The 23,009-nt window shown below is 35.9% G+C and carries 15 protein-coding genes; 8 read left to right on the forward strand and 7 right to left on the reverse strand.

The window, feature by feature from the left end:
• The first annotated feature begins 29 nt into the window (after nt 1–29).
• From FLACHUCJ7_RS18855 to FLACHUCJ7_RS18865, 3 genes are all read left to right on the forward strand, one after another.
• A complete protein-coding gene (locus tag FLACHUCJ7_RS18855; RefSeq protein ID WP_180910021.1) occupies nt 30–2,597 on the forward strand; it encodes a helix-turn-helix domain-containing protein in 2,568 nt (855 codons plus the stop codon).
• An 86-nt stretch (nt 2,598–2,683) separates the two neighbouring features.
• Nucleotides 2,684–5,041 (forward strand): glycoside hydrolase family 31 protein, encoded by a 2,358-nt coding sequence (locus FLACHUCJ7_RS18860; protein WP_180910022.1) that lies wholly within the window; start codon nt 2,684–2,686, stop codon nt 5,039–5,041.
• Nucleotides 5,042–5,134: 93 nt separating this feature from the next.
• A complete protein-coding gene (locus FLACHUCJ7_RS18865) occupies nt 5,135–5,617 on the forward strand; it encodes a hypothetical protein (RefSeq protein ID WP_031453264.1) in 483 nt (160 codons plus the stop codon).
• Between the two features lie 524 nt (nt 5,618–6,141).
• Here FLACHUCJ7_RS18865 and FLACHUCJ7_RS18870 read toward each other — a convergent pair.
• The 7 genes from FLACHUCJ7_RS18870 to FLACHUCJ7_RS18900 are packed head-to-tail and all read right to left on the reverse strand — an operon-like array spanning nt 6,142 to nt 14,121.
• Entirely contained in the window at nt 6,142–7,530 is a 1,389-nt protein-coding gene (locus FLACHUCJ7_RS18870) for an AMP-binding protein (protein ID WP_180910023.1), read from the reverse strand.
• 9 nt (nt 7,531–7,539) lie between these two features.
• On the reverse strand, nt 7,540–7,779 hold the full coding sequence (locus FLACHUCJ7_RS18875; RefSeq protein ID WP_031453251.1) for an acyl carrier protein: 240 nt from the start codon (nt 7,777–7,779) through the stop codon (nt 7,540–7,542).
• Nucleotides 7,780–7,829: 50 nt separating this feature from the next.
• Nucleotides 7,830–9,227, reverse strand: coding sequence for an MATE family efflux transporter (locus FLACHUCJ7_RS18880; protein ID WP_230408870.1), 1,398 nt, complete (start codon nt 9,225–9,227; stop codon nt 7,830–7,832).
• An 11-nt stretch (nt 9,228–9,238) separates the two neighbouring features.
• Nucleotides 9,239–10,570 carry a lysine N(6)-hydroxylase/L-ornithine N(5)-oxygenase family protein gene (locus tag FLACHUCJ7_RS18885; RefSeq protein ID WP_180910024.1) on the reverse strand — a complete coding sequence of 444 codons (1,332 nt, stop codon included), beginning with the start codon at nt 10,568–10,570 and terminating at the stop codon, nt 9,239–9,241.
• A 10-nt stretch (nt 10,571–10,580) separates the two neighbouring features.
• Entirely contained in the window at nt 10,581–11,966 is a 1,386-nt protein-coding gene (locus tag FLACHUCJ7_RS18890; RefSeq protein ID WP_180910025.1) for a GNAT family N-acetyltransferase, read from the reverse strand.
• The gene (locus FLACHUCJ7_RS18895; protein WP_180910026.1) at nt 11,941–13,470 is read right to left on the reverse strand and encodes a pyridoxal phosphate-dependent decarboxylase family protein; all 1,530 of its coding nucleotides are present in this window, start codon (nt 13,468–13,470) and stop codon (nt 11,941–11,943) included. The genes FLACHUCJ7_RS18890 and FLACHUCJ7_RS18895 overlap by 26 nt, the downstream gene beginning before the upstream one ends.
• Nucleotides 13,471–13,512: 42 nt before the next feature.
• Nucleotides 13,513–14,121: a nitroreductase family protein gene (locus FLACHUCJ7_RS18900; protein ID WP_180910027.1), complete on the reverse strand. Its 609-nt coding sequence runs from the start codon at nt 14,119–14,121 to the stop codon at nt 13,513–13,515.
• A 272-nt stretch (nt 14,122–14,393) separates the two neighbouring features.
• Here FLACHUCJ7_RS18900 and FLACHUCJ7_RS18905 point away from each other — a divergent pair, with 272 nt between their 5' ends.
• From FLACHUCJ7_RS18905 to FLACHUCJ7_RS18925, 5 genes are all read left to right on the forward strand, one after another.
• The gene (locus FLACHUCJ7_RS18905) at nt 14,394–15,479 is read left to right on the forward strand and encodes a Fe(II)-2OG oxygenase family protein (protein ID WP_078228708.1); all 1,086 of its coding nucleotides are present in this window, start codon (nt 14,394–14,396) and stop codon (nt 15,477–15,479) included.
• A gap of 11 nt (nt 15,480–15,490) precedes the next feature.
• Nucleotides 15,491–17,332 carry an IucA/IucC family protein gene (locus tag FLACHUCJ7_RS18910; protein WP_180910028.1) on the forward strand — a complete coding sequence of 614 codons (1,842 nt, stop codon included), beginning with the start codon at nt 15,491–15,493 and terminating at the stop codon, nt 17,330–17,332.
• Between the two features lie 32 nt (nt 17,333–17,364).
• A complete protein-coding gene (locus tag FLACHUCJ7_RS18915) occupies nt 17,365–19,173 on the forward strand; it encodes an IucA/IucC family protein (protein ID WP_180910029.1) in 1,809 nt (602 codons plus the stop codon).
• A 256-nt stretch (nt 19,174–19,429) separates the two neighbouring features.
• Nucleotides 19,430–21,820 (forward strand): TonB-dependent receptor, encoded by a 2,391-nt coding sequence (locus FLACHUCJ7_RS18920; protein ID WP_180910030.1) that lies wholly within the window; start codon nt 19,430–19,432, stop codon nt 21,818–21,820.
• A 7-nt stretch (nt 21,821–21,827) separates the two neighbouring features.
• Nucleotides 21,828–22,964, forward strand: a complete 1,137-nt coding sequence (locus FLACHUCJ7_RS18925) for a DUF1624 domain-containing protein (RefSeq protein WP_078228716.1) — start codon at nt 21,828–21,830, stop codon at nt 22,962–22,964.
• The last annotated feature ends 45 nt before the right edge of the window (nt 22,965–23,009 follow it).

A 23,009-nucleotide genomic window follows, 5' to 3' on the forward strand; every position in this document is an offset into this window, starting at 1 on the left:
AACTGAAAATTATTTGATATTATTACAAAATGAATCCGTTATCCCGAATAATTACAATCATTCTGTTAGCAATACATGTTGCCGGTGCCCAGTCCGGTAATTTTGTGTTTTCGCCAATTAACGTTTTAGAAGGACTAAGTGATAATCAAATTCGTTATATATTACAGCTTTCTGACGGAAGAATGGTTTTTAAAACCAGCGGTAATTTAAACCTCTACGATGGAGAAAATTTTAAATATATACACCAGACCGCTGCTCATGTTTTTCCTCTAAAAGGTTACGATGGGTTTTACAGAATTTATAAAGACAGGGATTCACTTCTATGGATTAAAGACACTCACAAATTGATGTGTTTAGACCTGTATACTGAAAAATATGTCCCGAACCCGGGATCTTATTTTAAAAATAAAGGATTAAAAAAACCTGTCGAAAATCTTTTCGTAGATTCAGACAGCAGGCTATGGCTACTGAGCAGGAACAAACTTTATAAAAATAATTCCGATTATTTTATAGACACAGGAGCCAATGATGGCAATTTACAAGATTTGGCTTCCGTTAAGAATAACTTATACCTCTTTTACAGTACCGGAGCAGTAGTGTGTTATGATCTGAAAACAAAAAGAAAACGCTACAGCAGTACCGCATACTCCCCGGCAGAGCATGCTAATTTTAAGAATACCTCGATGGTAGTTGAAGGAAGCAAAGGTTTTTATCAATTACGAAACGGAATTAAAGGCGGTTTTTTCTTTTTTGATATCCAAAAATGCAGTTGGAAAAAAATACTGGAAACCAGCTATACTCTTAATACATTAGCAATTACCGTTGATCATAAAGCTTACATCAGTTGCAAAACAGGAATCTGGATCATTAATAACCTAACCGGAGAAAAACAATACATCCCTACATTAAAAAAAGTGGATGGAAGCATCATTAATACCGAAATAAGCACTGTGTTTTATGACAGACAAGGAGGTCTTTGGCTGGGTACTTTTAATCAGGGACTTCTTTATTATCATCCTTCCAGATACAAATTCAATTTGATAGGACGCTTCTACTTTGAGCCAAAGCATCCAAAAGACATAACCGTTGAATCATTTGCTGAGGATCAGAAAGGAAATATCTACATTCGATGCGGCGATGTGTTTTATCAATACCATTCCGTAGAAAATAAGGTAGTTCTTGTTCCTTCTGTTTCGCTTCCGAAAGAAGTATTAAAAAAATTCAATCAGGATAAAACTTACTACGGCAATGTGCACAGACCGCTTTATGATGTGCGGGGCTGGAAATGGACGGGAACACAAGACGGATTAAAACTTTTTATTCCAAACAAGAAAAAAGAAAAACTGTTTTATACCCAGGATGGTTTGTCTAATAATTTTGTCCATGCTCTTTTGGAGGACCAAAACAAAAATATATGGTTAACGACCAGTTCAGGCATAACAAAACTGCAGATAGATGCTGTAAGCAGGAAAATTAGTTTTACAATTTTCACCTCCCGTGAAGGAACTTTACAAGGAGAATATTCAGATGATGCAGCTTTTCAGGCAACTGACGGAACTTTGTATTTTGGCGGAATTAATGGTTTTAATACATTAAGAACAGACAATGAAGTGGATGAAAAACTCCTCTTTCGTCCCGTTTTTACAAATCTGTTTCTTCGTGGAGAGAAGGTTGAAACAGGAGTTAAATATGATGACCGTATTATTTTAGAACAGACTGCTCCGAATACTAAAAAGATTGAACTTTCTTATGAGCAGAACTTCCTGACTTTTGAGTTTTCTGCCCTAAATTATAAAAACCCCTCGCAAACACGCTACCGTTACCAACTTGTGGGTATCGATAATGACTGGCGGGAAACCTCAGCGGGCAGGCAAAATGAAAATACCGGTACAGGCAGTAAACTCAAAACCGCTTACACCAATCTTCCACACGGTAGATATATACTTAAGGTAATGGCAGCCGGAAGCCGTGGACAATGGAGTCCTGTTTCAGAATTAGAAATTACCATTCATGCGCCATGGTGGAGAACTACTTCTGCCTACATTTTATTCACTTTATTTTTGACAGCATTTATTGGTACAGGAATTTACATTTATATTGCGAATACCCGAAAGAAACTGGAACAAAACTACAGAGAAGATCTGCTTCTGGTGCGAATAAAAAACCTTATTGACCAGTGTAATTATCTTGAAGCTGAAAAAGACACTTATCTTGCTCAGACAAATGTATTTCAGCCTTCACTTCAAAAAAATGAAAACAAAGCTGATGAAATATTCTTAACAAAAGCTTTAGAACAGGTTGAAAAGAATCTGAGTACTGCTAATTATTCCGTAGAAGATCTAAGCCGGGACCTTTGTATGGACCGCACTGGACTTTACCGTAAATTAATCGCGCTTTTAGATAAGCCGCCGTCTATGTTTATTAGAAATGTACGTCTTCAGAAAGCTGCAGTTTTACTTCTTGAAGGAGAACTCAGTATTTCAGAAATTACAGAAAAAGTAGGATTCAGCAGTCCCAGTTATATGAGTAAATGTTTTCAGGAGATGTATGGTTGCAGGCCATCAGAATATGCCGAAAAGATAAACAAATCAACCTGATTACTGTTTATTTCAACATGGCTGTTGTCGTTTTTACGGGGGTAAAAGTAATTTTGGACATATAGAAAACCAAAATATTAAAGCCAATGAATTTTTTTAATTTTAAATCTAATCGTTTAATAGTAACATTTTTCCTCTATTTTATAATAGCAGGTGTTAATGCACAAGCTATAGAGAAAACCACGCAGGGAGTAAAATTTACTTCACAAGGTATGGAAATCCAGATCGAATTTTATTCTAATAATATTGTTAGGGTTTATAAAAGTCCAAGTGGGATTCCTTATAACAAAAAAAGCCTTTCTGTTGTAAAACTTCCTGAAAATGTACCCGTAAAGTTTAATGAAAAAGGAGAAATTACGCTATTAGAAAGTAATAATCTTAAGGTTCAGATTAATACTGAAAGCGGAGGAATTTCTTTTTATGATACTTCGGGAAAACTGCTTCTTAAAGATAAAGATTACGGAACACAGTTTTCGCCTCTGGATGATGCCGGAACACCATCGTATACCGTTAAAGAAGGATTTTTGCTGGACAAAGACGAAGCAGTATACGGAGTTGGACAAATCATGGATAATAAATTCAACCGCCGAAACTCTTCGCATAATATGCAGAATGAAAACATGTCAACCTATTCTCCATATTTTATGTCTTTGAAAGGATATGCCGTTTTTTGGGATAATTACTCCATTTCAAAGTTTAATGACAATCCACAGGAACTTTCTTTTGAAGGATTAGGACATTGCTCCGACTATTATTTTATGTATGGAAAAAATGCAGACGGTGTTATTGCACAAGTTCGTGATTTAACAGGCAAAGCGCCTATGCTTCCTTTATGGGCCTATGGTTTTTTTCAAAGTAAAGAACGGTATCACACACAAGACGAAAGCCTGAATGTATTAAAGAAGTACCGCGAGCTTCAAATCCCTCTGGATGTGGTTATTCAGGACTGGCGTTACTGGCCCGAATATAACAAAAGTGACAGTTTATGGAATTCGCAAAGTTTTGATAAGGAGAGGTTTCCTAATCCTAAGCAATGGGCAAATGAAATTCACAAGCTAAATGCAAAATTACTGATCGTTACCTGGCCCGGATTTGGCCCTAAAACAGAGCAGCGTAAAGAATTAGACAGTAAAAAAATGATTATCAACTTTGATACATGGCCTCCAAAAAGCGGTGCACGTCCTTATGATGTGTACAATCCTGAAGCCTTAGATATTTACTGGCGTTACCTGAACAAAGGTATTTTTAGCTTTATTGAAAATGATGGCTGGTGGCTCGATTCAACAGAACCAGACCACATCGACAGGAAAGATTCAGATTATCTTCTGCCAACACATCTGGGTTCTTACCGCAGTGTAAAGAATGCCTACAGTCTTATGCATAATAAAGGAATTGCTCTTAATCAACGTAAAACAAATCTAGAAAAAAGGGTCGTTATCCTTACACGTTCAGGATTTATCGGACAGCAGTTTTATGGTTCTAATACCTGGAGTGGCGATGTAGTTTCTTCATGGGAAATGCTGCAGAAACAAATTCCCGCCGCGTTAAACTATACTTTAATGGGTATTCCAAACTGGAATAGTGATATTGGCGGTTTTTTTGCCGGTCATTGGAAAAAAGATGGAGGCAATAAAAACCCGGAGTTTCAGGAACTCTATGTTCGCTGGATGCAGTTTGGAGCGTTTTGCTCAATGATGCGTTCTCATGGAACCGATCTTCCGCGCGAAATATGGAATTTTGGAGATCGTGGTACGTGGTGTTTCGATGCACAGGAAAAGGCAATTAATTTACGTTACAGCCTCTTACCTTATATCTACAGCACATCATGGGATGTCAGTCACAACAACGGAACATTTATGCGTCCACTCGTTATGGATTTTGCCTCAGATGTAAAAACACACGATATTGGCAACGAATACCTCTTCGGGCGTTCTATTCTTGTCGCTCCTGTTACCCAATATAAGTCAAGAAAATGGCCTGTATATCTTCCTGCGGGAAGCAACTGGTACAACTTCTGGACCAATGAATACTTAACCGGAGGACAAACCGTTTCAACCGAAACTGAGGTAGATAAAATTCCGCTATATATTAAATCGGGTTCTATTGTGCCTTTTGGTCCCAAGGTTCAGTATGCAACCCAAAAAAAATGGGACAATCTTGAAATACGTATTTATCCCGGAGCAGATGGGGAATTTGTATTATACGAAGATGAAAATGACAATTACAATTATGAAAAGAACTTTTATTCTACTATCAAATTCAAATGGAGTGATGCATCAAAAACCCTTACTATAGAAAACAGAGAAGGTAATTTTCCTGGTATGATTAAATCTCGTAAGTTCAAAATTGTGATTGCCAATAAAAATCAGGGCTATGGTGATACTCCTGCTGAGATCGTTAAGAGTGTTTCTTATAAAGGCAGCAAAATATCGGTTAAACTTTAATTTCCGAATGGTAAAAAAAGTGAATTATGGGTTTAGATAGTACCTGCTTTACTTTTACTACCCCTATTCCAATAACTAAACAATTAAATTTTAATGAAAGGCTATAATTTAGATTTTTTAAACAATAAAACAGTAATAAACATTTACAATATTTCTATTTGTGAAAACAAATTTTCCTATAGCCTTTCAGATTCATTGGTCTTAAAATTAATTGACAACTCATTAGTTCAAATTTTAATTGATTACGATATAAAAGTTTACCAATTATCTTCAATAGAAGAGCTTATAATTTTAGGGGATTATGATCTAAAAAGTGTAGAAATTCAATTATTAGAAATAAGTGAAATAATGAATACTCAAAAGATCACTACTATTTATAATTATTTGCAATCAACATATCAATTTGGTTCAAAATTTTTAAATACAAACAATGAATTTATATTTGGATTTTGTTTTGGCTGGGACGAAATCATTTTATTAGATGAAAAAGATTTTATCACAATGTTGAATTCTTACGATGAAAAGACAGAAATTGTAATTCCCCAAACACCAGATGAATCGGATATATCAACGTAATAATAACTTCAACTAGCGCACGTTTATTTATACTCCTGTGTCCGATTGTATCGGCTACCTAAAAAATTAAAAGATAAATCATAGCGTTTGTAACGCACATAAAAAAGTAACGCTGACCATTCGAATTCTAATAATACTATTTATTTTGTTATCATTGTATTGTTTATTTTAACTTATAAATATGAAATTAAATGAAAATTTTCGTCTGTTGGTACCAATTATGTTGATAGTTGGCGGTTTTTATGCCAGTAATAGTAATACTAAATTGGCGAAAGATTCGCCTGAAATTTATAAGAGATGGTATATTCTTGTGATTTTAGGAGTTTTACTATTGCTATTGAGAGTACGCAAATATATTTAATCAGGTGGCAACAATCTTTAAGACCATAAATAGCTCATTAATAACAACTATACCGCAGAAATTTTTTCCGTGCCGATAAAGAGCATCGACAAATAACAAAGGGGAAAAAAGAATAACAATTCTTTATTTCCCCTTTTACTTGTTTATAATAGTAAAGTAGTACTTAAAATGCTACCATTTCTTTTACCTCTTTGTAATCAATCTTACCATTTTGAGATAAAGGCAGCTCATTTATTTTCTTCACTTTTATAGTTGTCGGATGAAGCTTAACTTGTTCAGAAAGTATCTTTTTGATTTCAAATTCATTAAGATCATCATATAAATATGCTACAATCAGGATTTTATCATCTTCACCCAGACAAAGAAACTTAGTTCCGGCAAAATTATTCTGCAGGATCTGCTCAATTTCATCTAAACTGATCCTTGTGCCAAAAAGCTTTATAAAGCGCTGACTTCTTCCGGTGATGTAAAAAAATCCATCTTTATCTTTTTTGGCAATGTCTCCTGTATGCAACACTTTTAAAGGAGAATACTCCAATAAATCTTCTTTTACAGTTGCATAACCGCCCGATACGTTTGGACCAGAATACAAAAGTTCTCCGGAGGCCGGATCAACTTCCATTTTTCCATCCTTAATGGGTTTCCCAATCGAACCTGCTTTCTCAATGAGATATTGAGGTTCTAAATAGGACATTCTTGCCGTAGCTTCTGTTTGCCCATACATCGTATAAAAGGAAAGGTCATTTTTTAAAGCATAATTTCCAAACTCAATTAATGCTGACGGATTCAGTCTGCCACCTGCCTGACTTAAGTATCGCAAAGAAGGATATTCTTTTTTCAAAAAACCAATTCGTTGCAGCATTTCATATACATAGGGTACACCAGCCAAAGAGGTATATTGATATCGCTCCCATTCTTCCCAAAATTCCTTTTGCATAATGGTTGTATCAGAACATACTATCGTACCTCCAGATATAGAATTAGTAGTAAATACCGAGAATCCATAAGAATAAAACAAAGGCAGGTTTAACGGGCAGACATCGAAATTTTTAACCGGCAGGTAATCCAGGATAGACAAGGCATTGCTTACTATATTTTGTTCTGACAATTTCACAAATTTTGGTGAACCTGTACTTCCGGAAGTACTGAGCAACAATTTGATTGAAGGATTTACCACAGTTTTCACTGCCTTGTCCTGAACAAAACAAGTATGGGCTGCCCCTAATGCTTTAGCCGAATAGGCATCAATTTTTATCCGGGTTGCATCATAAATATAATAGGGGTTATAATGCTTTTCGAGATATTCTTTATGAATGACATTCAAAGACGGGCTAAGCAATGCAATGGTAAAGTCTGATCTTATGAAATTTAAGAGCAATTCAACCGACTGAATCTGATTGTCCAGATAAAGAAAAGCCAGTCCTCCTCCACCGATAATATCCAAAGATTCATGGAAATCCAAAACTGAATTGGCTTTGTCTTTTACAGAATCTATATAAAGCAAGTTTTTATTACCGAGTATTAATTCGTAAAGTTGTTTTGTTTCTGACATATCGATTGTTTAAAAAGCAATTTGAAACTTCCCCAGAACTTCTTTGATATTTTTAAAACTGTTCATCTCAAGAATATCTTCGGTTTCAACTACGATATCAAAAGAATTTTCGATCTCTTTTACCAGAAATAAATGTGACATAGAGTCCCATTCTACAATTTCCAGATAACTTAAATCTTCATGTACATCATCAATAGAAATAGAAAGCCCCTCTGAAAAAGCTTGTTTTAGTTTATGTAAATTATTCATAATTATTTTAAGTATAAAAATTTATTGTTATTAAAAATTAAATCAGTTTTTTACAACTCAACCGTTTTCCATTTTCCGGTTCTGAAAACAAGGATACAGCTGGTTGCTAATACAATCTCTGAAATCAGGATTGCTGTAAATATGCCTTTTGGTCCCCATTCATAATAAATTCCAAGCAGATACGACAAGGGAAGCTGAATGATAAAAAACATTAGAATGTAAAGCATCGTTACTGTATTGACATTTCCGGCTGCATTTAACGAGCGGGAAATTACCATCGTATAACCAAAGAAAAAGTAAGCAATTGCCATGTACTGCAGATAAGTGGATGCATAGAACAGAATTTCGTCTTCGTGTGTGAAAAAGCTGGCCAGAGATCCGGCATAAAACAACAGGAAGATAGCAATCAATCCAAGGAAACACATATTAAATACTCCTGTTTTCCATACAGAAGCTTCTGCCCTTTCCGGCTGTTTTGCCCCCAGGTTCTGTCCGGTTAGTACTCCGGCAGCATTTGCAATTCCGTATGCCGGCAAGACACTAAACATGATGATGCGATTGGCGATGATATAACCTGCCAATACATTTTCGCCCAGTTTTGCAACAATCACAATCATTAAAAATCTGCTCGAAGAGGGCACCAGGTTTTGAATCATTCCTGCGGTAGCCAGTTTTAAGATACGTTTCATTAAGGCAGGAACCATTAACAATTCCTGCCTTCCTATACTAATTCTGGTATTTTTTTTAAAAAGGTACCACAACTGATACGCTACACTTGAAATATTTGCAATAACCATCGCTACGGCTGCTCCCAATAAACCCAGCTTAGGAAATGGCCCCAGGCCAAAAATCAGTACCGCACACAGTACCCCATTTAAAACATTAGAAAATGCTAGTGTCCGCATCGCCATCGAGGCATCCCCGGAACCCCGAAAAACGCCATTAATCATAATTCGCATAATCATAAAAATCAACCCTGCGAACATGGTTTTAGAAAATACATTTCCATAATTTACCAAATCATCCGATCCTCCGGCAAAATGCATAATATCCTGACTGAAAACCACTGCCAGAGAACTGCATATTACAGAAAGGAAAATTCCTAAATAAATAACCTGCATTGCAGTTTGTCCGGCATCACGGTGCTTTTGCTCTCCTATTCTTCTTGAAATCAGTGCTGTTGCTGCAATGCTCAAACCCATTGCTACAGATTGAATAAGAATAATTACAGAATTGGTAATTCCTACGACGGTAATGGCATTTTCGCCAAGACTGCTTACAAAAAGAAGGTCTACCAATACGAATAAGGATTCCATACTAAGTTCCAGCATGGTAGGAACTGACAACAAAAAGGTGGCCCTGTTTACATTTCCTGATGTGAAATTTTTTTCTGTACCCTGCAAAGCAATTCTGAACAGGGCAAATATTGAACGAATTTTTATTAACACAATTAGTTGTTTTACAAAGGAAGATTAAAATTCATTTTTTGTTCTGCAAGGATATCTTCAGCGCTAAAAGACTGAAATGCAATCTTCTTTTCTACCAAATACACTTCTCTGCCTGAAATCTGATTAATGATTTGCGAATTTCGGTAAGCTCCCATTCCCAGATCCGGTGTTGAAATTCCATGAGTGTGTAACTCTGCATTCTGAACAAAAATCTCTTCTTCTGAATGATCAATGGTATAATTTCTACGAACATCATAATTGCCATCAGCCAGCCTTCTAATCCTGTTCAGGATTCCATTTAGAAAATCAGGTTCTACATATTTATAACCGGTTGCCAGAATCACATAATCTGTTTCTATTTCAAAAGGTTTGTTTTCTTCTACCTGTGAAAGGCTCAAGAGATAAGACTGATCTTCACTTCTGCTGATATCAATTAGTTTACTATTCGCCATTAAGGTCACCTTTAAATTCGGATCATCAAGTTCCATAGCATACAGGCTGTTGTGAATCTGGTTAATGAGTTCATAATTTATACCCTTAAATAAAATATTCTGTTTAGCCAGCACAGTCTTTCTTTGATCTTCGGGTAATGTATGGAAATAATCAATGTACTCCGGAGAAGTCAGTTCGAGTGTAAGCTTTGTATGATTTTCTAAAGGGAAAAAACGTTCAGAGCGGGTAAACCAATTGAGTCGCAATCCCTTTTTAACTTCGGGCAATAAGTCCTGAAATACTTCTGCAGCACTTTGGCCCGAGCCAATAATTGTTACTGATTTATCTCCATTGAGCTGGTCTTTATGATACAGGTATTTAGAGGTATGGATCACTCTGTCAAAACGTTTTTGTGCAATTTCTACCGGAACATACGGGTTTGTTCCTGTACCCAATACCAGTTTACGCGTATGCCAGATACTGTAATTATCCGATTTGGTATCTCTTACAGTAACCGTATAAATACCATCCTCATAATCTACGGCCATTACCTTTTTTCCAAAAAAACAATTGTCAAGCTGTGCTGTCACCCAACGGCAATAATTATTGTATTCTTTTCTGAAAACAAAAAAACTTTCCCTGATGTAAAATTTATAAATTTTACCTGTTTCTTTCATATAATTCAGGAAACTGTAAGGACTGGTAGGATCTGCCATCGTTACAAGATCTGCCATAAAAGGAACCTGAAGCGTGACTTCATCCAGCATCAGTCCGGGATGCCAATTGAATTCATCTGACTGATCAAAGAAAACAGTTTCTAATTCATCTACAGGTTTTACTAATGCGGCTAAACCTAAATTAAATGGACCGATACCAATACCAATTAGGTCGTATATTTTGTGTTCTTTCATTTTATATTTTTTAAAAATTTGTATTGATTAGCTCCTTACTTTCAGGAAATTTTTCGAGATACCATTCTCTAATGCAAAAATTCAAATAGGCTTTTTTATGGGGCATTTCGATAATATGCTGCAACTTAAAGCCTACATGAACCTTATTCATTAAAGCTGCCAAAGACTCGACAGATCCTTCTCCAACCATTCTGTTTACCTGAGGCTGGCTAAACATCCATTCTACAATACTTCTGGTTATGAGTGCCGGAAATTTCTTTGTCTTGTCTGTTGTAGCAATAAAGAGATGAGTGCCATAATCTGAAGGTAGCACTTCATAATAATCACCCAGTACATCATTAGTAGCCCAGTAAATTTCAAAATTGAATATCGCTTCTCCGTTAATTTCCCCGATATAGCTATGCGAAAACCTGCCAGGCAAAAGTGTCCTGTAAAACAATTCCAGTTCAGCAATTGGCCAGTCCATTTTCCATATCGTTTTGGCATGATCCTTATGAAACCACTCGCAAACCATCTCCAGATCGCGATCCAGGTCAAAAGGCCGAAAACTAATTTGTACTTTTTCCTGTTCAAAATATTTACTAAATACTTCTCTCTTAATTTGAGGAAGAAGTAAATCGGGAGAGAAAAAAGCATAATGCAGCATATTTTGAACCAGTAGGTCATACGCTGCAAAATGACTAAAGAAAGTTCCCTTTATTTTACTCTTTCTCTCATCACGAATGGCTTTAAACTCCTCTCCTTTTTGACGGAACTGATTGTAAATATAGTTGAGCGAAAGATGTTCTTCCATTAATTCCTTCTGCCCCAATATCCCAACAATCACAAATAAATCTTCCAGTTGGCTCTGTACATTTTCAGAAATATCAAAATTTTCAAGATGTTTTTGCAAATAACTGGTAATAGATGAAGGAAGGTGATCCAATAAAAGATCTGAAAAGTAAACTTCTTTCATTATATACTCCTGAGCAGTTTGTTCAAGAGCTGCAATTGTTTGTTTTACTTCTGATTCGATATCAATCGATTGCCATTCGGGATAATTTTTCGTTCCTTCTTTAAATGCCAGTTCAAAAAAAGAAGACAGGTCTAATTCTTTCACCTCATCATTGCGCCTGTTTCTTTGAATCAGCTTCGGTTTAAAAAGATGATTTCCTGTTGCACTGTAATAAACTACAGGAACATATACCTCTATTTCTTCTGTATTAAAATCAATTCTGAGATGAAGGTCAGAACCTGAATTTTCTAAAGCATGTTTTACAACCTGATCATATTTTGGGAGTCCCATATACGGACTCCAATTATTAAACTCCCGGCAATAAAAACGCAGTAAAACAGAGAAAGTCAAATCTTTATTTTCAGCATTGATTGGGTTAGTTATTAAGGTAGGCTGCTCCATATGTTTTGATCAGATTTAAAATTTTATGAATATCCTGAAGAGTTGTTAGCGGATTTAAGATGGTAAATTTCAAATAGTAATTTCCATCTACCTTTGTACTTGCGACCAGTACTTCGCCTGTATGAAACATTTTCTTTTTAATAAATTCATTCAGGGCACAGACATTCTTGGGAGAAACCCCGATGGATTTATAACGGAATACCAAAATACTGATATCAGAATCGCTTAATAATTCCAGCATCGGATCAGCTTTAATTACAGATGCAGCTTCTTTAGCAGTAGCAATTACCGTATCAATATATTCTCCTAATTTTTCCCTTCCCATCAACCTTAGCGTGAACCAGAGTTTTAGTGCATCAAATCTTCTGGTACTTTGCGTAATTGACTTATTGATCTGGGCAGGATAAGCTTCATAATTTTCCTCTTTAGGGTTTAAATAATCCGCATGATGCCTGATAATTTCAAGCAGTTTTTTATCTCTTACAATAAAAGCGCTGCTGCTGATTGGCTGAAAGAAAGATTTGTGATAATCAATAGTTACAGAATGCGCTAATTCTATTCCGTTTAACAGGTGTTTATGTTTATCCGTTAACAGCAATCCGCATCCATATGCTGCATCGACATGCATCCAAAGCTTGTATTTTTCAGCTAAAAAACCGATTTTGTTTAATGGGTCTACATTACCAAAATCTGTTGTTCCGGCAGTAGCTATAATTGCTATTGGAATATTTCCTGATTCAAGTTCCTTCTGGATTGCCAGCTCCAGTGCATCTATATCCATTCTGAACCTGCTGTCTGTTTTTACCTGTACGATACTGCGTTCTCCCAGTCCCATTAATGACGCATTTTTCTGGTTGCTGAAATGAGATTTATCAGAAACAAAAATTCTAAATTTGGCATATTCTGCAGGATTCCCATCCAATTTGATATTATGCCCAAGACGATCCAGGGCAAAGTAATCTCTGGCAAGCAAAAGCCCCATCAGGTTACTTTGAGAACCGCCGCCTGTAAAAACGCCATCAGCCTCCGGACCAAAGCCAATTTGTTCAGCAGTCCAGTCTATTAATCGACACTCCATTAGTGTTCCGCCCGCACTTTGATCCCAGGTATCCTGCGAAGAATTAATTGCACTAATCAGTACTTCGGCAGCCAATGCCGGAATTACTACCGGACAATTTAAATGCGCAATGTAGCTTGGCAAATGAAAGGCTGTCGCATGATCTACATAAAGTTCTTTTACTTCAGCAAACATTTCATCATAACTGTTTAATGGAGTATCGAATTTTATTTGCTTAAACTGCGCACCTAACTCTGCAGGTGTAATACCACTAAATGGTTTTTGTTGATTTTCTAAAAAACTCATAACCAATTCTTTTGCCTGATCTACTGCATCACGGTAAGCATCTGCCGTTTTTTCATAAAAAATATCCTGAAAAGGGGTTGTTTCAATAATAGCAGAGAACTCTTCTCTTTCTGTTGAGTTTGTATAAGATATGTTTTCCATAGTTTTAAAATGATTTGATTTTAGACATTTAAGACTGGTTTGTTAAATAAACCAGGAAACTTTTTTATCAATTGATGTTCTTCTTTTTGTTACAGAAAGCGCTGGGCTATCAGGATATCCAATAAAAAAAAGCCCTAAAGACTGTTCATGATCTTCTAAACCAAAAGTCCTGACATATTCTACTGCACTACCGCCAGTTGCCCAATAAGACCCTAAATTGTAGGAGGTGGCACTAATAGCCATGTTTTGTACTGCACAGGATATTGCCGCCAATTCCTCCCATTCCGGAATATCGACACTCCTGCTTTTTGAAAGAATCACTCCAATCATGCAAGCAGCATTAAGGGGGTATTCTTTTAAATAATTGTACTTAGCTGCTTTTTTTTGAGCATCAGGAATGTCTTCGTACAGATGCTTGTAATAATCAGCCATGAAGTCTCCGTATTTGCTCAGTTGACTACCCGAAAGGACAATAAATCTCCAGGGTTCTGTCATTTTATGCGTAGGTGCCCAGGTTGCGTTGATCAGAATCTCTTTCAATACCTCATCGGGAAGACTCCCTCCTGTATAAGAATCAGCATAAATACTTTTTCTAAAACGAATTATTCGGGTTACAGCCTCAGAATCAGAACAAATTTTAGTTTTTTCCATAATTATCAAAAAGATTTAAATAACACCAACAGATTTATTAAGTGCGAAAATATTTATAAAAAACTTTGTTATTTAAAATTATTATAAATAGCTTTGTGCGGCAAGCAAGTTATTTATATTTAGAACAAATAAGAATAGCAAATATATGTAGTCTTTTTCATAAAACAAAATATATTTTAATGCGATTTTTTTACTAAATAAAAAGTTAACCTATTTAATTAACCTTAATTATTTACCTAAACAGTAAATAGCTTTAATTAATCTATCAAATTATGATAACTAAAATCACCCCCTCAAAACCCCCAACAAAACCACTCATTGTTGATGTATCACCAGTTGAACGCGCTATAATAAAAAGTTCTGCTTTGTATCTTCAAAATGAGTATGGAGATTATGAGTCTCCGGATTATATATCAAATCTCCATCTAAATGCCTATCATTTACTACCCGAAAGAATTGCAAGTTTGCTTAGTAATCTTAGTACAGACTTTTCTGAGGAACAATATGGCGCTATCGTTTTTAGAGGATTAGTCGATGTTGATCAGGAAGCTTTAGGCCCAACACCTACCTCGTGGAAAGAAACGGATAAGAGTAAACTGAACTTATACGGTTTTATTTCTTCATTGCTTCATGGCGCTGTTCCCTCAAAACCGGTTCAATATTATGTACAGCGAAAAGGAGGAGGAAGTTTGCACGCCATTATTCCGGAAGAAAACATGTCATTTTCTCAAACTGGTGCAGGCTCCAGAACCGATTTATTTGTACATACCGAAGATGCTTTTTTATATAATCCTGCTGATTTTCTTAGTTTTTTATACCTGCGAAATGAAGAACAGGTAAATTCAACTTTATATTCTGTACGATCACACGGAGAAACAGATGAATTAATGGAAGAACTTTTCAAAGAGATATATAAATGTCCAAAAGATGCCAATTTTGAAATCGAAGACGCTTTAGCATCAGAGCTAACGACTTCTGTTTTGTACGGAAACAGGTTAAGACCTTTTATCCGTTTTGATGCAGCAGAACAAATTTATAATGAACAAGCCGGCCAAAGTCCTGAAGCTTTAGAGATTCTAAAAAAATTCTGGGAGAAAGCCAAAACCCTTATTTATGATGAATTCATTCCTAATGCAGGTGATCTTGTTTTTGTAAACAATCATTTATGTGCACATGGCAGAACTGCTTTCAGAGCCGGTATAAGAGAAGTAAACGGAGAAAGTGTCAAGTGCGAAAGACGCCAAATGCTGCGTATGATGAGTAAAAGCAGCCTGATTCACGTTCAGGATGTTGCTCACCCCGAGAATCCTTATCTGATTATGGAAGATCACTATGGAAAAGTTAATCTTATCAATTAAAACATCACCAAATGAAAAAACAATCTGAAATACAAGAATATAAAAACAATCAGCTGAATCCCGAACTTGCTATATCGCACCTTGAGCCTGAAATCTGGGAAAAAGTAAACAGACTCCAGGTCAGAAAAATGTTATGTGAATTTTCACATGAATTGCTACTAAGTCCTCAATTGAAAAGAATTCATGGCATATGGGGACTTTACAGCCTTACCACTTCTAATGGACAAACAGAATATCAATTTCTGGCCAGAATACTGGCATTAGACCATTGGCATATTGATAACAATTCTATTACCAAAATCACAGACAAACAGACTGAACCCCTGGATGCAATTGCTTTTTTGCTTGAATTTACCAAAGAATTAGGTTTTACGGATTCAAACCTTCCTACCTATCTGGAAGAGGTAATAAGCTGTTTGTATGGCAGTGCTTACATGCACACCAACAGCCAGCTCACATCTAAAGATTTAACCAAAGCAAGTTACGCAGATGTGGAACATGCCATGATTGCCGGACATCCCTGTTTTATTGCCAACAGCGCCAGAATAGGTTTTGATGCCGTAGATTATCAAAATTACAGTCCGGAAGCAGCTGCTCCGCTTTCGCTTGTGTGGGTTGCGGGCCATAAAAATCATACTGAATTTACCAGTATAGACCCGCTTACTTATTGTGAGGTAATGCAACAGGAATTAGATTCAGAAACTAAAGCATCATTTGATTTAGTTCTAAATGAAAAAGGGCTTGATCCGGAACAATATATCTATTTCCCTATTCATCCATGGCAATGGCATAATAAACTGGTTTATTTATTTGCTCCTGATATTGCTGCATCAAAATTGGTATGTCTGGGAAATAGTAAAGATCAATACATGCCGCAACAATCTGTTCGTACCTTTTTTAATGTAAGCCATACTCGCAGATTTTATGTGAAATCGGCTTTATCGATTCTGAATATGGGCTTTATGAGAGGGCTTTCTCCTTATTTTATGCGAACTACTCCTCCAATAAATGAATGGGTTGCGAACACAGTTGAGAATGATGCTTACCTGCAGAAAAAAGGCTTTACGATACTGAAAGAAATTGCAACTGTAGGCTATACGAATGGATATATTGAAGAGGCTATAAAAGTTGACTCTCCTTATAAAAAAATGCTGTCTACACTTTGGAGAGAAAGCCCAATGGACAAAATAGCTCCAGGAGAGCGTATAATGACAATGGCATCTCTGCTTCATATAGATACAAAAGGAACATCTCTTTTATCAGAATTAATAAAGAATTCACCTTTAGACACAAAAGAATGGCTGAATAGTTATTTACAATGTTACCTAAGTCCGCTTTTACATTGTTTTTATTATCATGATATGCGTTTTATGCCGCATGGAGAAAACCTGATTTTAGTATTCCGGGATAATGTACCGGTTAGAGCGATTATGAAGGATATTGGAGAAGAAGTAGCCGTTGTAAATCAGCAAAAGGAATTGCCTGAAATTGTAAAAAGAATTATCATCCCGGTACCTGAAGACCTTAAAATTTTATCCATTTTCACTCAGATATTTGACTCTTTCTTTCGTTACCTGAATCATGTACTGGTAGAACACATCAACTTACCAGAGGAAGATTTTTGGAGCCTGGTAGCAGAATGCATTACCGAATACCAGTCTGAATATCCTGAACTGGAAGATAAATTCAGAAAGTATGATTTGTTTGCTACAGAAATTATTAAAACCTGTTCTAACAGACTGCAAATGCAAAACAGCCAAAAGATGATTGATGGAAGTGATCCTTTCAGGAATCAAAAATTTGCAGGCTTTTTAAAAAATCCTCTTTCTGTTTATCAGGCAAAATTAATCTAGCTATCCTTAATAACTATCATATACTATAAACAATGAATATAGATACTCAGGTTTCACCAATAGAAGCCTCAACACATTTAGAAAAATCAGTTTGGAATAAAATAAACCGTTTACATATCCGAAAAATACTTGCCGAATTCTCTCATGAACGTCTTGTATTCCCTAAACTAATTGAAAACAAGGACGACTGGGGCATTTATCAGCTTAGCAGTTCAGATGAGAGAAATATTTATCAATTTAATGCAAAAATACTGGCTCTTAACCATTGGTATATTGATACGGAATCTATTGAAAAATTTGTTGACGGAACACCTGCTGCGTTAGATTCGCTCAGTTTTATCATTGAATTTAAGATAGAACTGGGAATCCCAGAGGCGTCATTACCCGTTTACATGGAAGAGGTATGCAGTACATTAGCCGGAAGTGCCTACATGAATTATTATGGCAAGCCAAACTCAAAAGAGTTGTTAAAAGCAGACTATCAGCAAACGGAGTCTTCAATGACCGGCCATCCGCGTTTCATTGCCAATAACGGAAGAATTGGCTTTGATTCCAGCGATTACAGGCAATACGCTCCTGAAACAGCTGAGCCATTTTCACTAGTATGGCTTGCCGGCCATCGCTCAACTGCTGTGTTTACTGCTGTTCCAAATCTGGATTATCAAAAAGTAATGCTGCAGGAACTGGGAGAACAAACCTTAAAAAACTTTAATAATCAACTTATTCAAAGAGGTTTGAATCCTGAAGATTATTTTTTTATTCCGGTTCATCCATGGCAATGGTTTAATAAATTATCCAATATATTTTCTGCAGATATTGCTACTAACCGATTAGTCTGCTTAGGGTATAATGAAGATAAATACCAGCCCCAACAATCGATCCGTACTTTTTATAATATTAGCAATCCTGAAAAGTTTTATGTTAAAACAGCCCTTTCTGTCCTTAATATGGGTTATGTACGTGGTTTGTCTCCTAAATTTATGTTGACCAACCCGCCTATCAACGAATGGATTTACAATTTGGTTGAGAATGATAATTATCTGAAATCAAAAGGGTTTATCATTCTAAGGGAAATCGCAAGTGTAAGTTTTGCGCATCAATACTATGAAACTGCGATTGCAAACGATACTCCTTACAAAAAAATGCTTGCCTGTTTATGGAGAGAAAGCCCTGCCGAAAAAATTAGTGGTAATCAGCGTTTAATTACTATGGCCGCATTGTTACATATCGACAATGAAGGCAAAGCTTACCTTCCTGAGCTAATAAAAGCATCTGGCCTATCAATTGCAAATTGGCTAAAACAATACTTCAGCTGTTATCTGAGTCCTTTACTTCATTGCTTTTATAAGTGGGATATGGTGTTCATGCCTCATGGAGAAAACCTAATCCTAATCCTGGAAGATCATAAAGTAGTGAATGCTATTATGAAAGATATAGGTGAGGAAGTTTCTTTACTAAACACCTCCTTACAGGTTCCGGAAGCAGCGTTAAGACTTAAGGTTGATGTTCCTGAAGACCGTAAAACACTCCCTTTATTTACGCAGGTATTTGATTCAATATTCAGGTTTATATCGGCAATACTTGTAGAACATGCTGATTTTCATGAAGATAAATTCTGGAAACTGGTAGCAGAATGCATCCAGGATTACCAATCTGAAAATCCTGAATTCAGTGAATCTTTTCAGAAATTTGATCTTTTTGTTAACGAATTCAGTCCGGATGCATTAAATAAATTACAACTGAATAATAACAGGCAATTACGAAATCGTGCCAATCCTTTTCAGGATCTGCCCTACATAGGAATTGTAGAAAATCCAATAACCCCTTTTGCTATTAATTAAATACTAAAAGCTAAAATTGGTGCAAAGTCTATTTTATTCTTGCTTTGATCAGTAACCTGAAGCAGCCTGAATACAAAAGAATCTTTCAGAAAAACTAATGCCTTTATTTATGGCATTAGTTTTTTTTTTAAGGGAACATAGTATCATATTTCACAACTTCTAAGAAAAATGTTTTACTCTTATTAAGAATAAATAAAAATAATATATGCTTTTTCAATTCTGTTATGTATTTTTGCAGAAATTTAACAACCTATATATGAATTATTTTACATCACTAAACAAGTGTCTTCTTACATTGTTATGTTCGACTTTGCTTTTGTTATTTTCCATACATACACAAGCACAAAATCAATCAGGAATTATTAAAGGGCAAATTTTGACTGAAGATGGGAAAAATGTCCAATTCGGTAGTGTTAATATCAATGGGAAATATAGTATAAAAGCAAATAAGGAAGGTGCTTACAAATTTGAAAATCTTATAGCAGGATCTTATACTCTTACAGCAAACATTACAGGTTTAGCATCAGAAACAAGGACGGTAAATCTGAATCCAGGAGAAGAATTAGTTTTGGATTTTACATTTGCCGCGAATGCAGAATCTCTTAATGAGGTTCTTGTGGTTGGAAATAAATATGCTATTACTTCCAGAAAGAACAGCGAATATATCTCAAGACTTCCAATCAAAAATCTTGAAAACTCACAAGTTTACAGTGTGGTTGACAAAGAATTGATTAAAGAGCAAATGGCTTTGACACTTGAAGAATCGTTTAGAAATGTTCCGGGAGCTGCACCTGCAAAAACGGGAGCAGGAATGCCATCTTTTTTTTCAAGAGGTTTTCAGACCAGTGAGAATTTCCGTAATGGAATGGCAACCTATCTGCGTACAGGTATTGATCTAGCTTCTGTTGAGCGTGTAGAAACTTATAAAGGACCAAGTTCGACACTTTTTGGAGCGCAAATGACCTCATTTGGAGGACTCGTTAATTATGTCAGCAAGAAACCGTATGACCATTTTGGCGGAGAGTTAGGTTACACGACAGGAAGCTGGGACCTAAATCGTATGACATTAGACCTGAATACTCCTATTAAAGACGCCGAGGGCCTTTTAGTTAGACTTAATGTAGCCCGTCAGACCGAAAACACTTTTCAGGATCAGGGGAACAATGCCACATTGCTTATTGCGCCGAGTATAACCTATCAGGTATCAGATCGCTTAAAATTTACTCTAAATGCAGATTTCTTTAGTGCCAAAGGAGTAGTTGCCGGAGGATGGACTACCGCTGCTAACTTAGGGATAAAGAGTTTCGAAGATCTTAATCTGGATTATCGTCAGTCACTCAATGATAATTCTTTGGTCAGCGAGCAGCGTTCTACTAACATATTACTGGATGCAGAATACAAGATCTCTGACCAATGGACTTCACAGTCGAGATATGCTTATGGCGGAGGTTCCTATGATGATCTTTATATTTTTGACTTTATCTGGCAGGATGATAACACTGTTGACCGTGTACTTAGAGCATTTACTGATGAAAAAACAGCCAGAAGAAACTTTCAGCAAAATTTTATAGGAGATTTTAAAATTGGTAATCTACGTAACCGACTTGTCGTAGGTGTTGATTATTTATCCAGCTACAGACTAACCAGATATGACGGACTTGGTTATGGAGCTAAAGTATTCGAACCAGCAAAACTGGATAATCTTCCGGGTACACCTGTAATTCGTCTAGAAGACGTTCTTTCAGTTTTAGCCGACAGAAATACCGGACAGAATAAAACAAAAGAAACAACCTACAGCGCTTATGCTTCTGATGTTTTAAATGTAACCGATCAACTTTTAATAATGGCAAGTTTACGTGTTGATCGTTATATTGGCGATGGAACAACAAATACACTTACCCGTGCCACTACAGGTAATTATAACCAGACGGCATTTTCTCCTAAGCTCGGTTTTGTCTACCAGATTTTGAAAGATAAAGTATCCGTTTTCAGCAATTACCTGAATGGTTTTAAAAACGTAGGAAACAGAATTCAGCCAAATGGAGAAGTATCTGTTTTTAAACCTCAGCAAGCGACACAGCTTGAAGGTGGTGTAAAGGTTGATTTATCAGATAAATTTAATGCAACCATCAGTTATTATGAGATTGATGTAACAAATAGTACTATGAATCAGGTAATTAATGGTGTCAACTTTTTTGTACAGGATGGAACTCAAAAAAGCAAAGGACTTGAGGTAGAAATTATTGGAAGGCCATTTTCCGGATTCAACTACGTAGCCAGCTATGGTTATAACGAGAATGAATTTACAAAATCAAATCCAAACATATTAGGAAAAAGAGCCCCCGGTACTCCTAAAAATGTTGTAAATCTTTGGGCAAGTTACACCATTATCAATGGAAAAGCGCAGGGATTAGGACTTGGAGTAGGCAATTCGTATGTTTCGGATGCATTCTTAGACAGTGCAAACAATTTTACACTTTCTTCTTATAATCTTCTTGATGCAACTCTTTTTTACAACCGTCCGAGGTATAGAATTGGTATCAAAGCCAATAATATTCTGGATGAAAAATATTGGGTAAGTGACGGTTTTTATGCACGCCCGCAAAAGCCAAGCAATTTTATGATCAATTTTACTTATAAATTTTAATTTATAAATGACCAATCAGAGCACTTTCAAAACCTATAGGACATTACTTGGTATAGTTATGGCTTTTGCTATTCTTGATCATACCCGTTTGTTTTTCCATTACTGGAACACCAACCCGGCAGATCTGGATCATACCACCTGGCCCTTATTTTTTACCCGATTTATATCTCATTATTTTGCCCCGGCAGTTTTTTTTATAACTGGCATGGAATTATTTCATATTATGGGTAAAAAAACAAAGACACAAAACGTATGGTATCTATTGAGTTTAGGAAGTGCTCTGATTCTCATTGAAATATTTATAAACAATTTCCTGTACACCTTTGATATCTATTATCGTACTATTGGCGTTTTCATTATTGGGTCATTGGGTTTATGCATATTCTGTATGGCAGGTTTTCAATACTTCAGCAGAACTTTCATTTTAGTAATTAGTTTGTCCATTATCGCAGGTCATCACTTACTGGATCCAATTCAATTTGAAGGACATTCAATGAAGGCTGTCTTATGGTATTTGCTGCATCAGCAAAAATATATCCCACTCGGGCAAAATATGTATATTATAAATTACACAATCTTGCCCTGGCTTGGGATAATATTATCAGGCTATTTCTTTGGATTTTATTACAGACCAGAGAGCTCTGCCGTAATTCGTAAAAAAATATTGTTATACTCCGGCTGGATTTCTATATGTCTGTTTTTTTTACTCCGCAGCATTAATGATTATGGAGAATCGAATCCCTGGAAAATCGAAGTTTCAACTGCCAAAACCATTTTATCATTCTTCAATCTAACAAAATATCCGGCATCACTGGATTACATCTTGATTACATTAGGTCCTGTTTTCCTATTTCTGGCATATGCAGAAAACCTTAAAAACAAAATCTCAGATTTCTTTTTTACTTTAGGAAATTACCCGTTGCTTACTTACCTCTTCAGTACATTTATAATTCATTTGGCTGCTATGCTTTCTTTATATTTTCAAAGTAAACCATTACAAATGATGATCATAACCTCTGCCTCATATAATAATGAAAGTCCATTGAGCCATTATGGGTACTCCCTGAGTACGGTATATATTTTATCGTCTGCTTTTATTTTGATTTGTTATTTTACAATTAAACGAATTAAACCAGCTAATTAAAAAGATAAATATCACCATTTCTATTTTTATCATTTTAATTATTAG

The organism is Flavobacterium salmonis, assembly GCF_903819435.1.
Lineage (GTDB): Bacteria > Bacteroidota > Bacteroidia > Flavobacteriales > Flavobacteriaceae > Flavobacterium > Flavobacterium chungangense.

Excerpts from the sequence above, each read along its gene's own strand:
- FLACHUCJ7_RS18885 (WP_180910024.1), bottom strand. The coding sequence starts at position 10,570 with ATGAAAGAACACAAAATATACGACCTAATTGGTATTGGTATCGGTCCA.
- FLACHUCJ7_RS18905 (WP_078228708.1), top strand. The coding sequence starts at position 14,394 with ATGATAACTAAAATCACCCCCTCAAAACCCCCAACAAAACCACTCATT.
- FLACHUCJ7_RS18925 (WP_078228716.1), top strand. The coding sequence starts at position 21,828 with ATGACCAATCAGAGCACTTTCAAAACCTATAGGACATTACTTGGTATA.
- FLACHUCJ7_RS18860 (WP_180910022.1), top strand. The coding sequence starts at position 2,684 with ATGAATTTTTTTAATTTTAAATCTAATCGTTTAATAGTAACATTTTTC.
- FLACHUCJ7_RS18870 (WP_180910023.1), bottom strand. The coding sequence starts at position 7,530 with ATGTCAGAAACAAAACAACTTTACGAATTAATACTCGGTAATAAAAAC.
- FLACHUCJ7_RS18875 (WP_031453251.1), bottom strand. The coding sequence starts at position 7,779 with ATGAATAATTTACATAAACTAAAACAAGCTTTTTCAGAGGGGCTTTCT.
- FLACHUCJ7_RS18890 (WP_180910025.1), bottom strand. The coding sequence starts at position 11,966 with ATGGAGCAGCCTACCTTAATAACTAACCCAATCAATGCTGAAAATAAA.
- FLACHUCJ7_RS18915 (WP_180910029.1), top strand. The coding sequence starts at position 17,365 with ATGAATATAGATACTCAGGTTTCACCAATAGAAGCCTCAACACATTTA.
- FLACHUCJ7_RS18910 (WP_180910028.1), top strand. The coding sequence starts at position 15,491 with ATGAAAAAACAATCTGAAATACAAGAATATAAAAACAATCAGCTGAAT.
- FLACHUCJ7_RS18865 (WP_031453264.1), top strand. The coding sequence starts at position 5,135 with ATGAAAGGCTATAATTTAGATTTTTTAAACAATAAAACAGTAATAAAC.
- FLACHUCJ7_RS18855 (WP_180910021.1), top strand. The coding sequence starts at position 30 with ATGAATCCGTTATCCCGAATAATTACAATCATTCTGTTAGCAATACAT.
- FLACHUCJ7_RS18895 (WP_180910026.1), bottom strand. The coding sequence starts at position 13,470 with ATGGAAAACATATCTTATACAAACTCAACAGAAAGAGAAGAGTTCTCT.
- FLACHUCJ7_RS18920 (WP_180910030.1), top strand. The coding sequence starts at position 19,430 with ATGAATTATTTTACATCACTAAACAAGTGTCTTCTTACATTGTTATGT.
- FLACHUCJ7_RS18900 (WP_180910027.1), bottom strand. The coding sequence starts at position 14,121 with ATGGAAAAAACTAAAATTTGTTCTGATTCTGAGGCTGTAACCCGAATA.